The sequence below is a fragment of the Shouchella rhizosphaerae genome (assembly GCF_900142675.1).
In the GTDB taxonomy this organism is placed as follows: Bacteria; Bacillota; Bacilli; order Bacillales; family Bacillaceae_D; genus Shouchella; species Shouchella rhizosphaerae.
In genome coordinates this window covers 186,275-201,084 of record NZ_FRBS01000005.1, presented here as the reverse complement: position 1 = coordinate 201,084, position 14,810 = coordinate 186,275, and the positions used below count along the sequence as shown (strand labels likewise).

At 46.1% G+C, this 14,810-nt stretch carries 14 protein-coding genes; 7 read left to right on the top strand and 7 right to left on the bottom strand.

Annotated elements, in window-relative coordinates; genetic code table 11:
- Positions 1–175: 175 nt before the first annotated feature.
- The gene (locus BUC05_RS15135) at positions 176–1,030 is read right to left on the bottom strand and encodes an N-acetylmuramoyl-L-alanine amidase family protein (RefSeq protein ID WP_073305264.1); all 855 of its coding nucleotides are present in this window, start codon (positions 1,028–1,030) and stop codon (positions 176–178) included.
- A 172-nt stretch (positions 1,031–1,202) separates the two neighbouring features.
- Between BUC05_RS15135 and BUC05_RS15130 the strand changes: the two genes are divergently transcribed.
- Complete coding sequence (locus BUC05_RS15130; protein WP_011248133.1) at positions 1,203–1,598, top strand: VOC family protein; 396 nt, start codon at positions 1,203–1,205, stop codon at positions 1,596–1,598.
- Between the two features lie 69 nt (positions 1,599–1,667).
- Here BUC05_RS15130 and BUC05_RS15125 read toward each other — a convergent pair whose 3' ends face one another.
- Genes BUC05_RS15125 through BUC05_RS15115 form a run of 3 tightly spaced genes read right to left on the bottom strand, consistent with a single transcriptional unit; the run spans position 1,668 to position 5,659 of the window.
- Positions 1,668–3,506: an LTA synthase family protein gene (locus tag BUC05_RS15125; RefSeq protein WP_073305262.1), complete on the bottom strand. Its 1,839-nt coding sequence runs from the start codon at positions 3,504–3,506 to the stop codon at positions 1,668–1,670.
- Positions 3,499–5,112: an aminotransferase class V-fold PLP-dependent enzyme gene (locus tag BUC05_RS15120; protein ID WP_073305260.1), complete on the bottom strand. Its 1,614-nt coding sequence runs from the start codon at positions 5,110–5,112 to the stop codon at positions 3,499–3,501. The genes BUC05_RS15125 and BUC05_RS15120 overlap by 8 nt, the downstream gene beginning before the upstream one ends.
- 1 nt (position 5,113) lies before the next feature.
- Positions 5,114–5,659: a glycerol-3-phosphate acyltransferase gene (locus BUC05_RS15115; protein WP_073305258.1), complete on the bottom strand. Its 546-nt coding sequence runs from the start codon at positions 5,657–5,659 to the stop codon at positions 5,114–5,116.
- 340 nt (positions 5,660–5,999) lie between these two features.
- On the opposite strand from BUC05_RS15115, the gene BUC05_RS15110 reads away from it, so the two are divergent.
- Together BUC05_RS15110 and BUC05_RS15105 are read left to right on the top strand one after the other, a co-directional pair.
- Complete coding sequence (locus tag BUC05_RS15110; RefSeq protein WP_073305256.1) at positions 6,000–7,016, top strand: serine hydrolase domain-containing protein; 1,017 nt, start codon at positions 6,000–6,002, stop codon at positions 7,014–7,016.
- 157 nt (positions 7,017–7,173) lie between these two features.
- On the top strand, positions 7,174–8,064 hold the full coding sequence (locus BUC05_RS15105; protein WP_073305254.1) for a PhzF family phenazine biosynthesis isomerase: 891 nt from the start codon (positions 7,174–7,176) through the stop codon (positions 8,062–8,064).
- A gap of 72 nt (positions 8,065–8,136) precedes the next feature.
- On the opposite strand, the gene BUC05_RS15100 is transcribed toward BUC05_RS15105, so the two are convergent.
- The 3 genes from BUC05_RS15100 to BUC05_RS15090 are packed head-to-tail and all read right to left on the bottom strand — an operon-like array spanning position 8,137 to position 10,555.
- On the bottom strand, positions 8,137–8,514 hold the full coding sequence (locus BUC05_RS15100) for a thiol-disulfide oxidoreductase DCC family protein (protein ID WP_073305252.1): 378 nt from the start codon (positions 8,512–8,514) through the stop codon (positions 8,137–8,139).
- Positions 8,515–8,565: 51 nt separating this feature from the next.
- Positions 8,566–9,573 (bottom strand): Gfo/Idh/MocA family protein, encoded by a 1,008-nt coding sequence (locus tag BUC05_RS15095; protein WP_073305250.1) that lies wholly within the window; start codon positions 9,571–9,573, stop codon positions 8,566–8,568.
- A gap of 55 nt (positions 9,574–9,628) precedes the next feature.
- Complete coding sequence (locus tag BUC05_RS15090; RefSeq protein ID WP_011248126.1) at positions 9,629–10,555, bottom strand: helix-turn-helix domain-containing protein; 927 nt, start codon at positions 10,553–10,555, stop codon at positions 9,629–9,631.
- Between the two features lie 122 nt (positions 10,556–10,677).
- Here BUC05_RS15090 and BUC05_RS15085 point away from each other — a divergent pair, with 122 nt between their 5' ends.
- From BUC05_RS15085 to BUC05_RS15070, 4 genes are read left to right on the top strand one after another with little or no spacing between them, the layout of a single operon-like run.
- Positions 10,678–11,424 (top strand): sugar phosphate isomerase/epimerase family protein, encoded by a 747-nt coding sequence (locus BUC05_RS15085; protein WP_011248125.1) that lies wholly within the window; start codon positions 10,678–10,680, stop codon positions 11,422–11,424.
- Between the two features lie 14 nt (positions 11,425–11,438).
- Positions 11,439–12,551 (top strand): Gfo/Idh/MocA family protein, encoded by a 1,113-nt coding sequence (locus BUC05_RS15080; RefSeq protein ID WP_011248124.1) that lies wholly within the window; start codon positions 11,439–11,441, stop codon positions 12,549–12,551.
- Between the two features lie 14 nt (positions 12,552–12,565).
- Positions 12,566–13,870 (top strand): ABC transporter substrate-binding protein, encoded by a 1,305-nt coding sequence (locus tag BUC05_RS15075; protein ID WP_011248123.1) that lies wholly within the window; start codon positions 12,566–12,568, stop codon positions 13,868–13,870.
- Positions 13,871–13,881: 11 nt separating this feature from the next.
- Positions 13,882–14,808: a carbohydrate ABC transporter permease gene (locus tag BUC05_RS15070; protein ID WP_011248122.1), complete on the top strand. Its 927-nt coding sequence runs from the start codon at positions 13,882–13,884 to the stop codon at positions 14,806–14,808.
- The last annotated feature ends 2 nt before the right edge of the window (positions 14,809–14,810 follow it).

The following is a 14,810-nucleotide window of genomic DNA, read 5'->3' as shown; positions in this document are numbered from 1 at the left end:
CCAAGTTTTAAGCTTGATAAATATGATGATATGAATATTTACTTCCTGGCCTATTGGGATACTTTTAACAATGTTAATAGGACGCATTTGTCTGGTGATGTCGACGACAACGATGACACACTGCACTGGGGAGTCCGTTGATTGTTATTGTCGCCGACACAGCAGTATACGGGTACTAGCCATCGATAACGCTGTTCGCAATCGCTTCTGCCACTGTTTGTCGATAATTGGCATCCGCAAGTTGGCTCGCGTCGTCAGCATTCGACACAAAACCTGTTTCCACTAGAATAGCTGGCATGGTTGTATGGCTAATGACATAAAAGCTTTCCTCAAAAATGCCACGGTCGGTTCGATCTGTGTGTTCAACTAATTGGTTTTGGACATTAGCGGCCATATGCTTGCCTGCTGCACTTCCCGGGAAATAATAAGTTTCGACACCATTTGCAGCTGGGTTAGAGAACCCATTTGCATGTATGCTAATAAACTGGTCAGCTCCCCAAGCGTTTGCCATTGCTGTTCTCTCTTCTAAGCTGACAAATACATCTTCGTCTCGTGTCATCAATACGGAAAAGCCAGCATTTTCTAAAATGTCACGTGTTCGTTTGCCGATATCCAATACAATTTCTTTTTCCATTAAGCCGTTCGCTACAGCTCCGCTATCTTTCCCCCCGTGCCCAGGGTCCAACACAATCCGTTCATTGTTTAACGGGACACTGTCATGTTTGGTGCTGCTCCGGTCGACAGGTTCTCCATCGTGATTGGTAATATAATGAAGGCTGATATAACCACTGCCGTCGACTAGCTCGCCCCAACCATCACCGTTGTCGGTATACGCCACTTGTTCGCCAGGTGTCAGCGATCCGACAACTTCGTGGCTCGTGCTCGGTCCGCTACGGACATTTAAAGAAGTTTGTGTATCGACTTCTCCTGTTTTTGCTGCTATGGCATGCACATCTTCAGAAATCACAACTGAAGAAAGCGCGAATACGATAAAAAAGAAAAGACAAAGTGTCATTTGATTGCATTTCATAAAAAATACCTCCTGTCTAAGTCACCCTGCCTTAGCAGTCTAGCCATCTAGCAGAAAAAATAAACAGATTCATAGAAAGAAAGCGCAGGAAGTTGGCTAAAAATACGCTTTTTATGGGTAAAACAGCGCGTATCGGGCAGAATGAAAAAATAAAGGAAAGGGAAGAGTGCCCATGGAACCATCATTGCGAATGATTACATTGCCTGTCTGCAACTTAAAACGGGCACTAAGTTTTTATGAAAAGGCATTGCCGTTTCAACCAGTAAAAAAGACAATTCAGCCAGATACTACGCATGTGGCGCTCAAAGTAAAAGATGGCCTAGGCCTTGTCCTCATGCTTAGATCGGAAGTTTCCCGAATTTACGGCATAACCGAAAAAGCGAACAATAGCACGATTTTAACGATGGCCTGCGAGTCAGATGAAGAAGTCGATGCTGCTTTTGCCAATGTAGCCGCAACCTCTGCACACTTCATTCACCCGCTCCAGCGCGATGAATGGTCTTACTCATTTGTTTTTTCAGATCCAGACGGAAACTTATGGGAAGTGATTCATATAGAGCACCTTTAGCCCGCTAAGCAAGCGGGCTTTTTTTGTGGAGTGAAGAAAAAAAACACGGCCAATGGCCGTGTATAATAATTAGTCAAGAAAGCGGAGTAGATCGCCAAGTAAAATTTCATCAGAGAGCGACAACTGCTCTCGGACAATTTCTTTATCTTTGGCACAGTATGTTTCCTCTACAGGCTGTTCAGTTTTACGGTCATAACAAGTATGGTCTGCATACAAATACTCCTCAGACACAAATCGGCCATCGCGAAAGATAATCGGCACGTCGCTAGGGCGGGTGAACAAGTCGTAGCTAAACGTTAAGTTTTCATTGGCAGAAAGGCCTAAGAGTTGAAGCAGTGTCGCATGAATATCGATTTGTCCACCTTCGGTTTCAATCGTTTGTCCAGTTTGCCCAGGAATATGGATAATGAGTGGTACTTTTTGCAAGTCCAAATGAGTTAGTGTGTTTTCTTCTTGGTCAAGCAATGTGTGAACGCCGCTTTCATATTGGCGGGAAATCCCGTAATGGTCGCCGTATAACAAGAAGATGGTATCTTCATAATGGCCTTCTTTTTTGAGATCGGCAAAAAATTGCTCAATCGCTTCATCTTGATAGCGAATGGTCGTCACATAGCGATTGACGACATCGACTCCTGTATCAGCAGGATCAATTGATTGGTCCTCTTGTTCAAGCAAGAACGGGAAATGGTTCGTCAAAGGGATAAATTTAGCCATATATGGCGATTCCAACGTGTTAAGATGGTCAATCGATTGGGCAAAAAAGGGTTTGTCTTTCAGCCCATAGTTGACACTCAACTCATCTGTTACCTCATAATCGTCTTTTGAGAAAAACTCGTCATATCCTAGCATTTCATACATCGCTTCACGGTTCCAAAAAGTCGCGTCATTGGCGTGGAAAGCGGCCGATGTATACCCTTGTTCTTTCAAGATCTGAGGAAGGGAGCGAAATGTATTTTCATAACGGCGCACAAAGGCCGAGCCACTGGAAAGCGGGTAAAAGCCGGTATCGAGCATAAACTCCATATCCGATGACTTGCCTTGTGCGGTTTGGTCATAAATGTTTGGAAAATAAAAGCTCTCTTCAATCAATTGGTTTAAGAACGGCGTCAGTTCTTCGCCATTTACCGTTTGCCCGATAACGAAATTTTGCGTGGACTCAAGGCTAATCATTACGATATTTTTTCCTTGGGCGAGCCCAAAAACATCCACGTCAGGAGAAGGTTTTTCCTGCATTTCCGCTTTTATGTCAGAAGCGGTTGCTTCGTTGGCCCACGATTCTTTCAGCGGCGCACTAATGCCTTGAGCGAGATTGACCAATTGATAATTATAAAGGCCAAGAGACGCGACAAGTTCATCTCTAGCGTAGTCGGTCTTAAGCAAATACGGATTTTGAATATGGCTGACACCTAGTGCCACCACGAGCGCCACCAAACCTGACCAGGCAAATCCTTTTCCGCGTGGGCGCTCGATTGAGCGTCGTTCTATTTTGGCACTAATGGTGAACCAAGCAACGACAAATAAGTCGATGAGCAATAACAAATCATAAGGTGAAACGAGCTCGGCTGTACTGGATCCGAGTCCACCCACATTGCTGAATTGCAGGAAGACGGACACGGTCAGAAAATCAATGTAAAACCGGTAGTATAAAAGCGTCCCAAACAACAACGCTGTGCATAAGAGATAAACAAGCAAAAACACGAGCGGGCGAACATGCTTGCTAAAGTAAAAACTAAAGCCAAGCAAGAGCATAAGCGAACCGAGAGGGCCGATCAGCAACAAAAAGACGTCGACGCCATTTTGGATAGGCAACGAAAAAGCCGTTGCCGACACAATCACGGTTTTCAACCAAAGTGCAACAACACCTAAAGGAATAAGATGTTTTGCTAAAAAATGTTTAAGTTCATTCATAACTGCGGACCGCCTGTTCTTGTTTCATTTTTGCATAAATAGTAGCAATGGTTTGAACTGCTTTTTTGGCAAGGCGAGCGTCGATATGGCCCATTAATGCTAGCTGGAACCAATTGCGTTCAAGTAAATAGGCGCTTTCATAACTGACATGAATGCCGTGTTGTTTGAGACGGTCGCCAAATGCCCTTGCAGACAAGTGGCCAGAAAGATCAACTGTAATGATAGCAGGAGAAAAAGACTCGCCGCGCACTACTGTAAAGCCATTCGCTTCTAGTATAGCCAATATGGACTCACATAAAGAAACATATGGCGGAGCCGGATGGTTTAGTGCTTCATTTAATGCATACAAGCCATTTGAACAATGGGTAAACGGTACACTTTCTGCTTGTTCATATGTGCCAATGTCAAGGTAGGCAGGCAACGAATCATTGGCGAAAGCTGGCTCGTCATGGAAGACAAGGGCAAGTCCGGGATAAGCTGCCAATCCTTTGCCGCTGACTGAACTAGCAAGCCAGACGCCAGATAAGTCAACTGGAACAGAGCCGATGCTGCTGCATGCGTCAAGGCATAAACGAACGCCATGTTTGCCGCAAATCTCTTTAAGGCGGTCAAGAGCATAAAGGCGGCCCGTCGACGTTTCACAATGGACAGTCCAAAGCCAGCCAATCTCAGAATCGGCCTCTAGCCATTTCTCAATGTTTTCGTAAGGTACCGGGCCAGTTTGGGAATGGGCCAATTGGTCAAATGATAATCCCCACCGCTCTGCTTGTTTGACTAACCGCTCGCCAAATTCACCGCTTGTGAGAATGACACCTTTTTGATGTAGCGTTGACAGTTGAGCTGCTACCATCTCATTGGCAAGTGTCCCTGTCCCGACCGCAAGTTCCACATAACGGCCATTTGTTAGCTGGAGCAACTTTTCTTTCGTTTGTGCCATCGCGTGATGGAATTCTTCGGCCCGGTGGGATACAGGAGCCTTTGCCCAAGCCTCTTGCACGGCTTGCAGTTGTGTGACGGGCCCCGGCAAAAACAACTGCTGGATAGGCGCTTGCTGCCGTTCCATTAACTTTTGAAACGCTTTGGTTGAAGCTTTAAAATTTTCTTCTGTTAAATACATCGGTTGGTAACGGGCTTCCCCAGACCCGACAATGGGTCCAAACGGCACAAAGCCAATCCGTTTATAAAGCTTTAATTGCCGTGTTGTTCCTGAGATAAGGGCCATCGTATATCCTTGTTTTAGACAATAAGAAACGAGTTGCTCGCAGAGGCGGTAAAAAACAACCCCTTTGCGGTATGCTTGTTTAATGGAAAGCAGCCTAATTTCGCATAGCTTTTCATCGCTGTTTATGTAAGAGTCAAGGTTCTCTAATTTACTGTCTAACGAAAATGGGCGCGTGTCGCGAACGGAAATCATGCCGATAATTTCTTGGCCGCGCTTGGCAATTATATATATGTTTTCGTCATTAAAGCGGTCAATGAGCCTCTTATCTGTATTTGGGCGATGCTGTGGGATCTCTTCGACAAATGTGTCGTAATTTAACGTATGAATTTGATCGAATTCTTCATCTAAATCAGCAATCTTGTATGTAATGGCAGATGTGTCCATCTCAATGCCCCTTTCTGTGAGCAACTAGCACAATCATGAGCAAAAGCGCAAACAAGCCAGCAAGGCTGTATGCAGTTTGGCAAAGCAATGTGAGTGGGATTGTACAAATGGCAATGAAGCCCGCCTCCGTAAACGATCGTTTGCAAGCGCGCAAAACAGCAAGTGCTAGGCCGCATACGACTAAAGCAAGGGGGGCAAGCACAAGCGCAGCCGCCAAATAAACGACGACTCCTTTTCCACCTGAGCGCTGCAACTGCAGCGGCCAAATATGGCCAATGAGTATGGCCAAAGCCATTGCACCAATAACGATCTCAGAAACGTCTAGCCATATTTGCCCTATGGCCAATGGAATGATTGTTTTGAACGCATCGATGACGACTGTGCCGATAAACGCTTTTTTTCCAAAAATACGTCCAGCATTTCGAGCCCCAGCGTTCGTGCTCCCCAAAGTGCGAATATCTTGTTTGTATTTCATATGTCCGATATAGTAAGCCCCGTTTATACAGCCACATGCATAAGATACGGCAACGAGTAGGAAAAATGACATGGAATCGCCCTTTTATAGAGAAGATAGTAATTTTTACCGTTTTATCATATCACACTCTATGAAAAGGATTAAGAACCTTTCTAAAAGATAGAAGGATTTTCAGAAGCAGAAAAGGAAGATGGTCCCCTTGCAAAAAGTTTCAAAAGAAATACCCAACGACGAAAATGGGTCCTTAATGGTTTGAAAGAATAGACAACCAATTAGCTCAACGGATATGTTACACTTGAGCAAAGGAGGGAGCTTTTAATGCTATACTTAAGCGTAAGACTGAAATGAACCTAACCCTAAATGATCACATTTGTTGACAACATCAATTAAGATCATTTAGGAGGACATGAATATGATGGAAACGATCAAACAAGTAGCGAAAGAAACGGCAAAAGCGGAAACGTTTGCTGGCACGTATTATGTAGTGACTCCAGAAGGTATCGTCACAGACAGTTTTGGCTTTGCCAACCGAGCCGAACGAATCCCAAACCAAACAAATACACGCTATGGCATTGCATCAGGCACAAAGTTGCTAACGGCGATGGCGATTTGCCAACTAGTGGACTCAGGAAAGTTATCGTTGCATGCGAAATTGGCTGATTGTTTAGAAATCGATTTTTTAGCGATAGACCCTGAAATAACGGTGCACCAGCTGTTAACTCATACTTCTGGCATTGCGGATTATTTTGATGAAGAGGTCATGGACGACTATGAGGAGCTTTGGCAGCAAACGGCTGTTTACCAGATGAGGAAGGGGAAAGACTTTTTGCCGCTTTTCCAACAACAAGAAATGAAAGAGAAGCCAGGAACGACATTCCGGTACAACAATTCTGGCTACATTGTTCTTGGCCTTGTCGTTGAACAGGCAAGCGGGCTTTCCTTTAGCGACTATGTGGAAAGGGCGATTTTTCAAAAAGCAGGCATGCCAAGATCCGGTTTTTTCGAAATGGATGCTTTGCCAGAAGGCGCTGCGCTTGGTTACATTGACGAAGAAAATGGCAAATGGCGCACAAATGTCTTTTCTGTTCCAGCTAAAGGAGGCGCCGACGGGGGCGCTTTTGTGACAGCACCAGAAATGGCGAGGCTGTGGCAAGAGTTAAGCGCAGGCAAGCTAATGTCTAAGGAAATGGTCGCGTCGCTATTAGCGCCCCATGTACAAGTCGAAGATGATCTTTTTTACGGCTATGGCGGATACATGAAGGGCGAAGCTGGCCGCGTATACAAACATATCTTTATGGGCTATGATCCAGGAGTCAATTTCCGAATGGCTTGTTACCCTGAAACAGGGCATGTACTCGTTGTATGTTCGAACAACTCTGACGGTGCATTCGAACTGCAAACGGCGATTGAAACCGCGCTCTTCACATAAGAGCCAATGAGGTTCTCTCCGTGTTCAGGCATTGTTTGAAAGCGACAAAAAACCAACGGCTGAAGCTCGCTTGCAATATGCAACAAACATAGATTTTCGAAAGAAACCCCTTCCCCCTAAATAGGGGGAGGGTTTCTTAGGTGTGGGAGGAAGAAAGATGAAACAGGTACAAGTATGGCATTATGAAGCATTCAGTAGACACAAAGGGAAAGGAAATCCAGCTGGCGTTGTTTTTGAAGGAGATGCGTTAGCAGAAAGAAACATGCAAGAAATTGCTAAGAAAGTTGGCTTTAACGAGACAGCTTTTGTTCTTCACTCTGATGTGGCAGATTTACGCTTGCGCTATTTCACGCCAGGACATGAAATGGATTTGTGCGGCCACGGTACGGTTGCCGCATTGCAAGCACTCGTCGAGGCGGGAACGATTGATAAGCAAACAAAACTTACGCTCGAAACAAAAGCGGGCATTTTGAACATTGAGCTGGAAACTAAGGAAGGGCAGTTAATCATTGCAATGGAACAGGCTGCCCCTCAATTTGAACGCTTCAATGGCTCAGCTGCTAAACTGGCGGAAGCACTTGGCTTGTCTTCATCTGATTTGGACGACCAACTGCCGATTATGTATGGCAGCACAGGCACTTGGACGCTTCTTGTGCCGATAAAAAGCATTCACGCTTTTTCGCAAATGAAGCCACAAAACCGTGAATTTCCAGCAATTTTAACAGAAAAGCCCCGTTGTTCAGTCCACCCCTTCTGCGTGGAAACGATAGACCCAGACGCCGATCTCCATGGCCGCCATTTTTCATCCCCATATTCAGGCACGATCGAAGACCCAGTCACGGGGACGGCATCTGGTGTAATGGGCGCTTACGCCACAATGTATATTGACAGCGGCAAACAAGAGTGGCTTGTCGAACAAGGGCAAGAAATCGGCAAAGATGGACGCGTTCTTGTCGTGGTTCAGACGGACAACAACGGCAAGCCTCATGTCTCGATTAAAGGAGAAGGCGTTTATGTCGGCAGCTTAATGGTGGAAATAGGCGAATAGCGCTAAACAAGGGAACTTCGCTCTATTCAACTAACGTTCTCGCTGACACTACCACGTTTTCTGCCCATCCTTTCATCTCGGCAGCGCTTGATCAAGCGACAGTCGTCCAAACCATTGGTGGCGGTGGCTGGAAATGAAGCGGTACGCTGCCGTTCCAACGATCTCTACCAAGGAAAAGGAAAGCAACGGAGTGAGCCAGGATAGTGCAGGCAGGCGGGAGAGGATTTGGCGTATAGCTTGGAAACCAATCCAGACTTGGCCTTCTTTTGACAGGACATAGATTTCGTCATACATGTCTACATAGCGTGCTGCTTTTTGTCGTGTTGTTTCGCTTACGGACTGGACAGGGAACCAGCGAAGTTCCCTGTTCCAGTCTAGTTTCATAACGACTTTTTTCATGGCTCGGCACAACGGGCATTGGGCGTCATAAAAGACAATATCGGTTTTCATGTCCACTCACCTCAACAACCGTATTGCCGAAAACTGTCCAAGTTAAACACATTAGACGGGTTGCGCGCTTTTTAAGAAAACACGGCGCCCTTCTGTGGCCGATTGCAGCGCAGCTTCATTGATTTGCGTTAAACGGAGCATATCCTCTCGTGTAATATGCGGCTTTTTGCCATCTTTGATTTCCGCAACCCATTGGACGATGGCGCTTGGTCCCGGCTCTGGTAGTGTAGGCGTTTGCCAAGATCCGTCGCCAAGTTGGCTGGAACGGATGCGGACTGAGCGGTCTTCAACGAGCAAACTGCCTTCTGTGCCATGCAACTCAAGCAAAAATGGGCTGGAACTGCCAATAAAGCCGGCTTCGATAATACCGCTTGCGCCAGAATCATAGCGGACGATGACTGAGGCATGGTCATCGACTTCACGCCCGGTGAACGAAACCATTTCGCACATGACAGACGCTGCTTCGCCAGCAAGGCGGTTTGTTAAATAAATCGGATGGGCGCCTAAGTCGATTAAGGCGCCGCCTCCGCATTGGTTTTTGTCATAGAAGTGAGGAGGCAGCCACCCGTCTGGATGCGTGTCTGTTGGCAAAGCGCCGCCATGTTCAAGCCGGCAACGGATCGATGTCAATTGGCCAAGCCAGCCGTTGTCAAGTGCTTGTTGCGCATAAATGTAAGACGGGTCATTTAAACGAGGCAATGACAGCATTAACGAGACATTGTTTTTATCTACAGCTTCAAAGATAGCAATACAGTCTTCCTCTGTAAGCGCTAACACTTTTTCAGAAAAAATATGCTTTTTTGCAGCGGCACAAGCAAGAATTACCTCTTTGTGCATGGAAGTAGGCGTGTCGACAATCACCCCGTCGATTTGATCTTGGGCAAGCAATTCATTTAAATCTTCGAAAAAATCAACCTCTAACTCCTTCGCCCACTGTTTACCCCGTTCTCGTTCTTCATCCCAGACAGCAACGACAGACAAATTAGGGTTCTCCAGTGCTTGGCTGGCATAATCATTGGCATGAACATGCCAGCGGCTTAATAATGCAACTTGAATCATTGTACTCCTCCTCAGCAGTTATTAAAGTCCATACTAGAGAGTGAGTGAATGGCTGTCAAGACAAAAAAGTTTCATTTTTATCAAACACGCTTTGTTGGAGACGTTTTTTAAAGCGTAAAGGTGAGAGATGCTTAGCTTGTTTAAAATGCTGGATAAAATAGCTTGTGCTCGAATAGCCGACGCTCACAGCTACCTCTGTAATGCTTAAATCGGTCGTCGTTAACAGCTTCTCCGCTTCTGTGATTCGAATGTAGTTTAGCAATTCAGTGAACGAACGCCCGGTAATGCTTTTGATTTTTCGAGAAAAATAGCTGTAGCTTAAATTGCAAGTAGCTGCTGCTTGTTTTGCTGTCAACGCTGTAGCGTAGTGGCTTTCTAACAACTGGAACACTTGCCGCATGAGCTGAAAATCGCTATCATTGATCGATTCCGTCCCAACAGAAATGCCTGATTGGCGCCAATGGCGTAAAACCGCTAAAAAAATCGTGCAGATGTGAATCCGGATCGCAAAGTCATAGCCGTAATCTTTGTGTGAAAATTCGTCATTGATTTTTGCAATCGTTGCTGGAATGACAGTGCTCGCCATTTCCCCGCTTTTTAGCAGTGTTTGTGGGCTAGACTTTGACATCGTAAAAGGAAACACGTACTTAGATTCAAAAATGGAGCGAGATGTAGAATACAAGACTTCGGGATCCAATTTAATTACAAGGTACTCGACCTTTTCGCCGCTCTCTCCCCATATTGCATGGACTTCGTTAGAGTTGATTATCACTAAGTCGCCTTTCTCCATCAGGAACGGTTGCCCGCTCACGAAAACACGGGCGCGCCCTGAAAACGAATAGAGCAGTTCAATTGCGTCATGGAAATGGGGACTAGCAATCCGTCGGTTTGGTTCGCTTGTTTGCATATGGCAGTGGATCGGCTCCCGAATGTCATTTCCACTTGGCAATTGTTCTTTGTAAGCATCTAATTGCGTGAACATGCTATCTCTCCTTATGTCAAACATTTAATATAATTGAATAGTTCTAGTATATAATCAATTGAGGGGAACATGGTACGATTTTTTCGAAAGAATTCAGAAAACGGTAAAGGTGGTGTGCGAACATGGCTCGAATTGGCTTGCAATTGTATTCCGTTAAAGAACGGTGTGCGGCTGATTTTTTTGGCACATTAGACGAAGTCGCGAGGTCAGGGTATGAAGGCGTTGAATTTGCCGGATATTTTGGCAAAAGCAGCAAGGAGTTAAAAAAGAGGTTAGCAGATAACCAACTCGTGGCGGCGGGGAGCCATATATCGATCGAACAACTAACAGGTCAGTTGGATGAAGTGATTGCTTATGCAAGCGAAATTGAAAGCCCTTACATTATTTGCCCTGGCTTGCCTGAGTCTTATCGGGACAGCGCCGATGCTTATAAACGTACAGGGGAGCTGTTGACGAAAATCGGCGAAAAGGCAGCAGCGGCCAATATTGCGTTCGGCTATCACAACCATGACATCGAACTTACCCAATTTGAAGGCGAATACGGACTTGATCTGTTATTTGCCGCTGCGGACCCGCGTTATCTGTTTATGGAGCTTGATACGTTTTGGTTGGAAGCAACGGGGCAGAAGTCGATTGACTGGATTCACCGTTACAAAGACCGGATTAAAATTTTGCATATGAAAGATATGAACAACCTACAGGAATTGCGCAATGTCGAAGTCGGCAGCGGCATCATGGATTTCCACGGGATTCATGCAGCCGCAAAGCAACACGGTGTTGACTGGTACACGGTTGAACAAGAGCAGTTTGATAAAGATGAGTTTGACTCGATTAAAGAAAGCGCCCAATTTTTGCATTCATTACGATAAAAGGAGCGATTGAAATGGAAGAGCGGACAGTAAGAATTGGCATTATAGGCTGCGGAGGCATTGCCAATGGCAAACAAATGCCGAGTTTGGCTAAAGTGAAAGGCGTTGAAATGGTGGCGTTTTGTGACATTGTTAAAGAAAGGGCAGAGAAAGCGGCGGAAACGTACGGCAGCGAAGGCGCGAATGTGTATACCGATTACACCGAGCTGTTGAAGGATTCATCGATTGAAGTCATCCATGTGTGTACCCCGAATAAGTCCCATGCGCCGATTAGCATTGCAGCGATGGAAGCAGGCAAGCATGTGCTGTGCGAGAAGCCAATGGCGAAAACGGCTGCTGAAGCACGGCAAATGGTGGAGACAGCAAAGCGCACAGGCAAAAAGCTGACAATCGGCTATGACAACCGTTACCGCAATGACTCCCTTTATTTAAAGGAGCTTGTGGAACAAGGCGAGCTAGGCGACATTTACTTTGCGAAAGCACATGCCGTGCGGCGCCGTGCGGTACCGACTTGGGGCGTTTTTTTAAACGAGGAGGAACAAGGGGGCGGCCCGTTAATTGACATCGGTACCCATGCCCTTGATTTGACGTTATGGACGATGAATAACTACAACGTTAAAAGTGTTGTCGGCAATGTTTACTACAAGCTGTCGAATACAGAAAATGCGGCCAATGCTTTTGGCCCGTGGGATCCAAAAGAGTTTACCGTTGAAGATTCGGCATTTGCCTTTATTACGATGGAAAATGGCGCAACGATTACATTAGAGGCAAGCTGGGCCCTCAATACGCTTGATGTCGATGAAGCGAAAACGACGTTGTGTGGCACGAAAGCAGGCGCAGATATGCGTGACGGCTTGCGGATTAACGGTGAAAAATTAAGCCGCCTATACGTAACGAAGCCTGACTTAAACGCTGGCGGAGTCGCCTATTATGAAGGCGGGGCGGAAAGCCAAGCAGACAAGGAAGCGCGCCTTTGGATTGAGGCGATTCGCAACGGCACGGAGCCACTCGTGAAAGCGGAACAAGCGCTTGTTGTCAGTGAAATTTTGGAAGCGATTTATCAATCAGCGAAAACAGGCAAAACCATTTATTTTGATGAGGCCAATGTACCTGCGACGACCAATTAATGGAGGTGCCAATCATGTCTATTCGTTTTCGTTCCTTGAAATGGGTCGGTCTTTTGGCGGCAGTCGCGACTGTTCAAACGGCATGCAGCAGCACAGACACGGGTACAGAAGAGCTTGAGGAAGAAGTGATTACCGTCGAAGGACGGACGACGGTCACTTATTGGCACAATTATACTGGAAAAGGACTGGAAGCCATCGAACAGGTGGCTTCTGACTTTAATGAAAGCCAGGACGACATTTTTGTGCAACCGATTTATAGCGCCTCTTCTGAAGGAGACGACCAGCGGCTTTTGACAGCAATTGCTGGCGGCAATCCACCTGATCTTGCCCATTTCGACCGTTTCAAAGTCGCTCAATATGCGGCAGAGAATTCCCTTGAACCGCTGACGCCTTTTATTGAAGCCGATCACTACGATATGGGGATTTATTATGACTATGCTGTTGAAGAATCGACTTACGAGGGCGACATTTATGCCATGCCGCTCACAACCGATTCAAGGCTGCTTTTTTACAATAAAGACCGCTTTATGGAAGTGGGGCTAGATCCTGATCATCCGCCATCAACGATTGATGAATTAGAAGAGGCGATTGAAAAGCTTTCAACGATTGAAGATGGGCGCGTCCAGGAGCTTGGTATGGTGCCATGGACGGCGCAAGGGTGGTTTTACACGTGGGCGTGGGCATTCGGCGGCGATTTTTACGAACCTGAGACAGGCGAGTTGACGATCAATCATCCGAAAAATGTCGAAGCGCTGGAATGGCTCGTTTCAATTGCCGACAAGTATGACGCAGCGACAGTCACAAGTTTTGACACGGCCCAAGGAAGCAATGAGATGGACCCCTTTATTCAAGAAATTTATAGCATGAAAGTCGATGGCCCGTTCTCGATCTCTACCATTAATCAATACAATCCTGATTTAAATTACGGGGTGACCCCTGTCCCTACGCCAACAGGCGACAATTTTGCGACCTGGTCAGGAGGGATGTCGCTGATCATTCCGAAAGGAGCCAAACACGCTGAAGAGGCGTGGGAATTTATGAAATATTTCGGCAGCGAACAAGGACAGCGTACGTTCAACGAAATGGATCACCAAATGTCGGTGATTGATACGGTCAATGAAGAACTGTATGGCGATGATCCGATTATGAAAGAATTTATTGATATTTTGCCGGATTCGAATTCGCGGCCTCCGATTGCAAGCGGGCAATTGCTATGGAACGAGCTCGACAGGGCAGTGGAGTATGCGATCCACGGCAGAGATGAGCCCCAGGCGTTGCTTGACAAAGTCGCTAAAAAAGTGGCCGAAGAGGAAAATTAGGAGGGTGGAAGATGGCAAAATTGGAAACGGGAAAGGCACCGAGCGTACGGGTAAGCCGCAAGCGTTCGAATGAAAGTTTAGCTGGTTGGCTGTTTGCGTTGCCTTGGATCATTGGGCTTTTGCTTTTTTTCGCATACCCTTTGATTTCTTCAATATATTACAGTTTTACGGATTACAGCATTTTGCAAAGCGGCAAATTTATTGGCTTGGCTAATTACCGCGAGTTGTTTCAAGACGAGTTGTTTTGGATTTCGATTTACAATACCATTTATTTTGCTGTTCTATTCGTGCCCCTGAGCATTATTTTTGGCGTAGCTTTGGCGATGGTGCTGAATATGCGGGTGCGTGGCATGGCTGTGTACCGGACGATTTTCTTTTTGCCGACTCTTGTTCCACATGTTGCATTGGCAATCTTATGGATTTGGCTGTTAAATCCACAATTCGGGTTGGTCAACGCTGTTCTAGACTGGTTCGGCATACAAGGGCCGCCTTGGCTTGGCAGCACATTTTGGTCAAAACCGGCATTGATCTTGATGTCGCTCTGGGGGATTGGACAAGCGGTTATCATTTACTTGGCTGGCCTAAGCGATATTTCGCAAGAGTACTATGAAGCAGCGGAAGTGGATGGCGCAAGCTTTCTGCAAAAGACGTTTTATATTACGCTGCCGTTGTTGACGCCTGTAATTTTCTTCAATTTGGTGATGGGCTTTATCGGCGCTTTCCAGCAATTTACACTGCCTTATACGATGACACAAGGTTCTGGAAGCCCTGCTGATTCATTGACATTTTACGTCATGTATTTGTATGACAACGCGTTTAGTTATTTCCGGATGGGCTATGCATCGGCAATGGCATGGATTTTATTTGTCATCATTATGGCATTGACGGCCATCGTTTTTTGGAGTTCAAAACGATGGGTCCATTACCAAGGCGATTAGGA

Bases quoted from the DNA above. Each gene is read 5' to 3' on its own strand.
- BUC05_RS15135 (WP_073305264.1), bottom strand. From the start codon at position 1,030: ATGAAATGCAATCAAATGACACTTTGTCTTTTCTTTTTTATCGTATTC.
- BUC05_RS15130 (WP_011248133.1), top strand. From the start codon at position 1,203: ATGGAACCATCATTGCGAATGATTACATTGCCTGTCTGCAACTTAAAA.
- BUC05_RS15125 (WP_073305262.1), bottom strand. From the start codon at position 3,506: ATGAATGAACTTAAACATTTTTTAGCAAAACATCTTATTCCTTTAGGT.
- BUC05_RS15120 (WP_073305260.1), bottom strand. From the start codon at position 5,112: ATGGACACATCTGCCATTACATACAAGATTGCTGATTTAGATGAAGAA.
- BUC05_RS15115 (WP_073305258.1), bottom strand. From the start codon at position 5,659: ATGTCATTTTTCCTACTCGTTGCCGTATCTTATGCATGTGGCTGTATA.
- BUC05_RS15110 (WP_073305256.1), top strand. From the start codon at position 6,000: ATGATGGAAACGATCAAACAAGTAGCGAAAGAAACGGCAAAAGCGGAA.
- BUC05_RS15105 (WP_073305254.1), top strand. From the start codon at position 7,174: ATGAAACAGGTACAAGTATGGCATTATGAAGCATTCAGTAGACACAAA.
- BUC05_RS15100 (WP_073305252.1), bottom strand. From the start codon at position 8,514: ATGAAAACCGATATTGTCTTTTATGACGCCCAATGCCCGTTGTGCCGA.
- BUC05_RS15095 (WP_073305250.1), bottom strand. From the start codon at position 9,573: ATGATTCAAGTTGCATTATTAAGCCGCTGGCATGTTCATGCCAATGAT.
- BUC05_RS15090 (WP_011248126.1), bottom strand. From the start codon at position 10,555: ATGTTCACGCAATTAGATGCTTACAAAGAACAATTGCCAAGTGGAAAT.
- BUC05_RS15085 (WP_011248125.1), top strand. From the start codon at position 10,678: ATGGCTCGAATTGGCTTGCAATTGTATTCCGTTAAAGAACGGTGTGCG.
- BUC05_RS15080 (WP_011248124.1), top strand. From the start codon at position 11,439: ATGGAAGAGCGGACAGTAAGAATTGGCATTATAGGCTGCGGAGGCATT.
- BUC05_RS15075 (WP_011248123.1), top strand. From the start codon at position 12,566: ATGTCTATTCGTTTTCGTTCCTTGAAATGGGTCGGTCTTTTGGCGGCA.
- BUC05_RS15070 (WP_011248122.1), top strand. From the start codon at position 13,882: ATGGCAAAATTGGAAACGGGAAAGGCACCGAGCGTACGGGTAAGCCGC.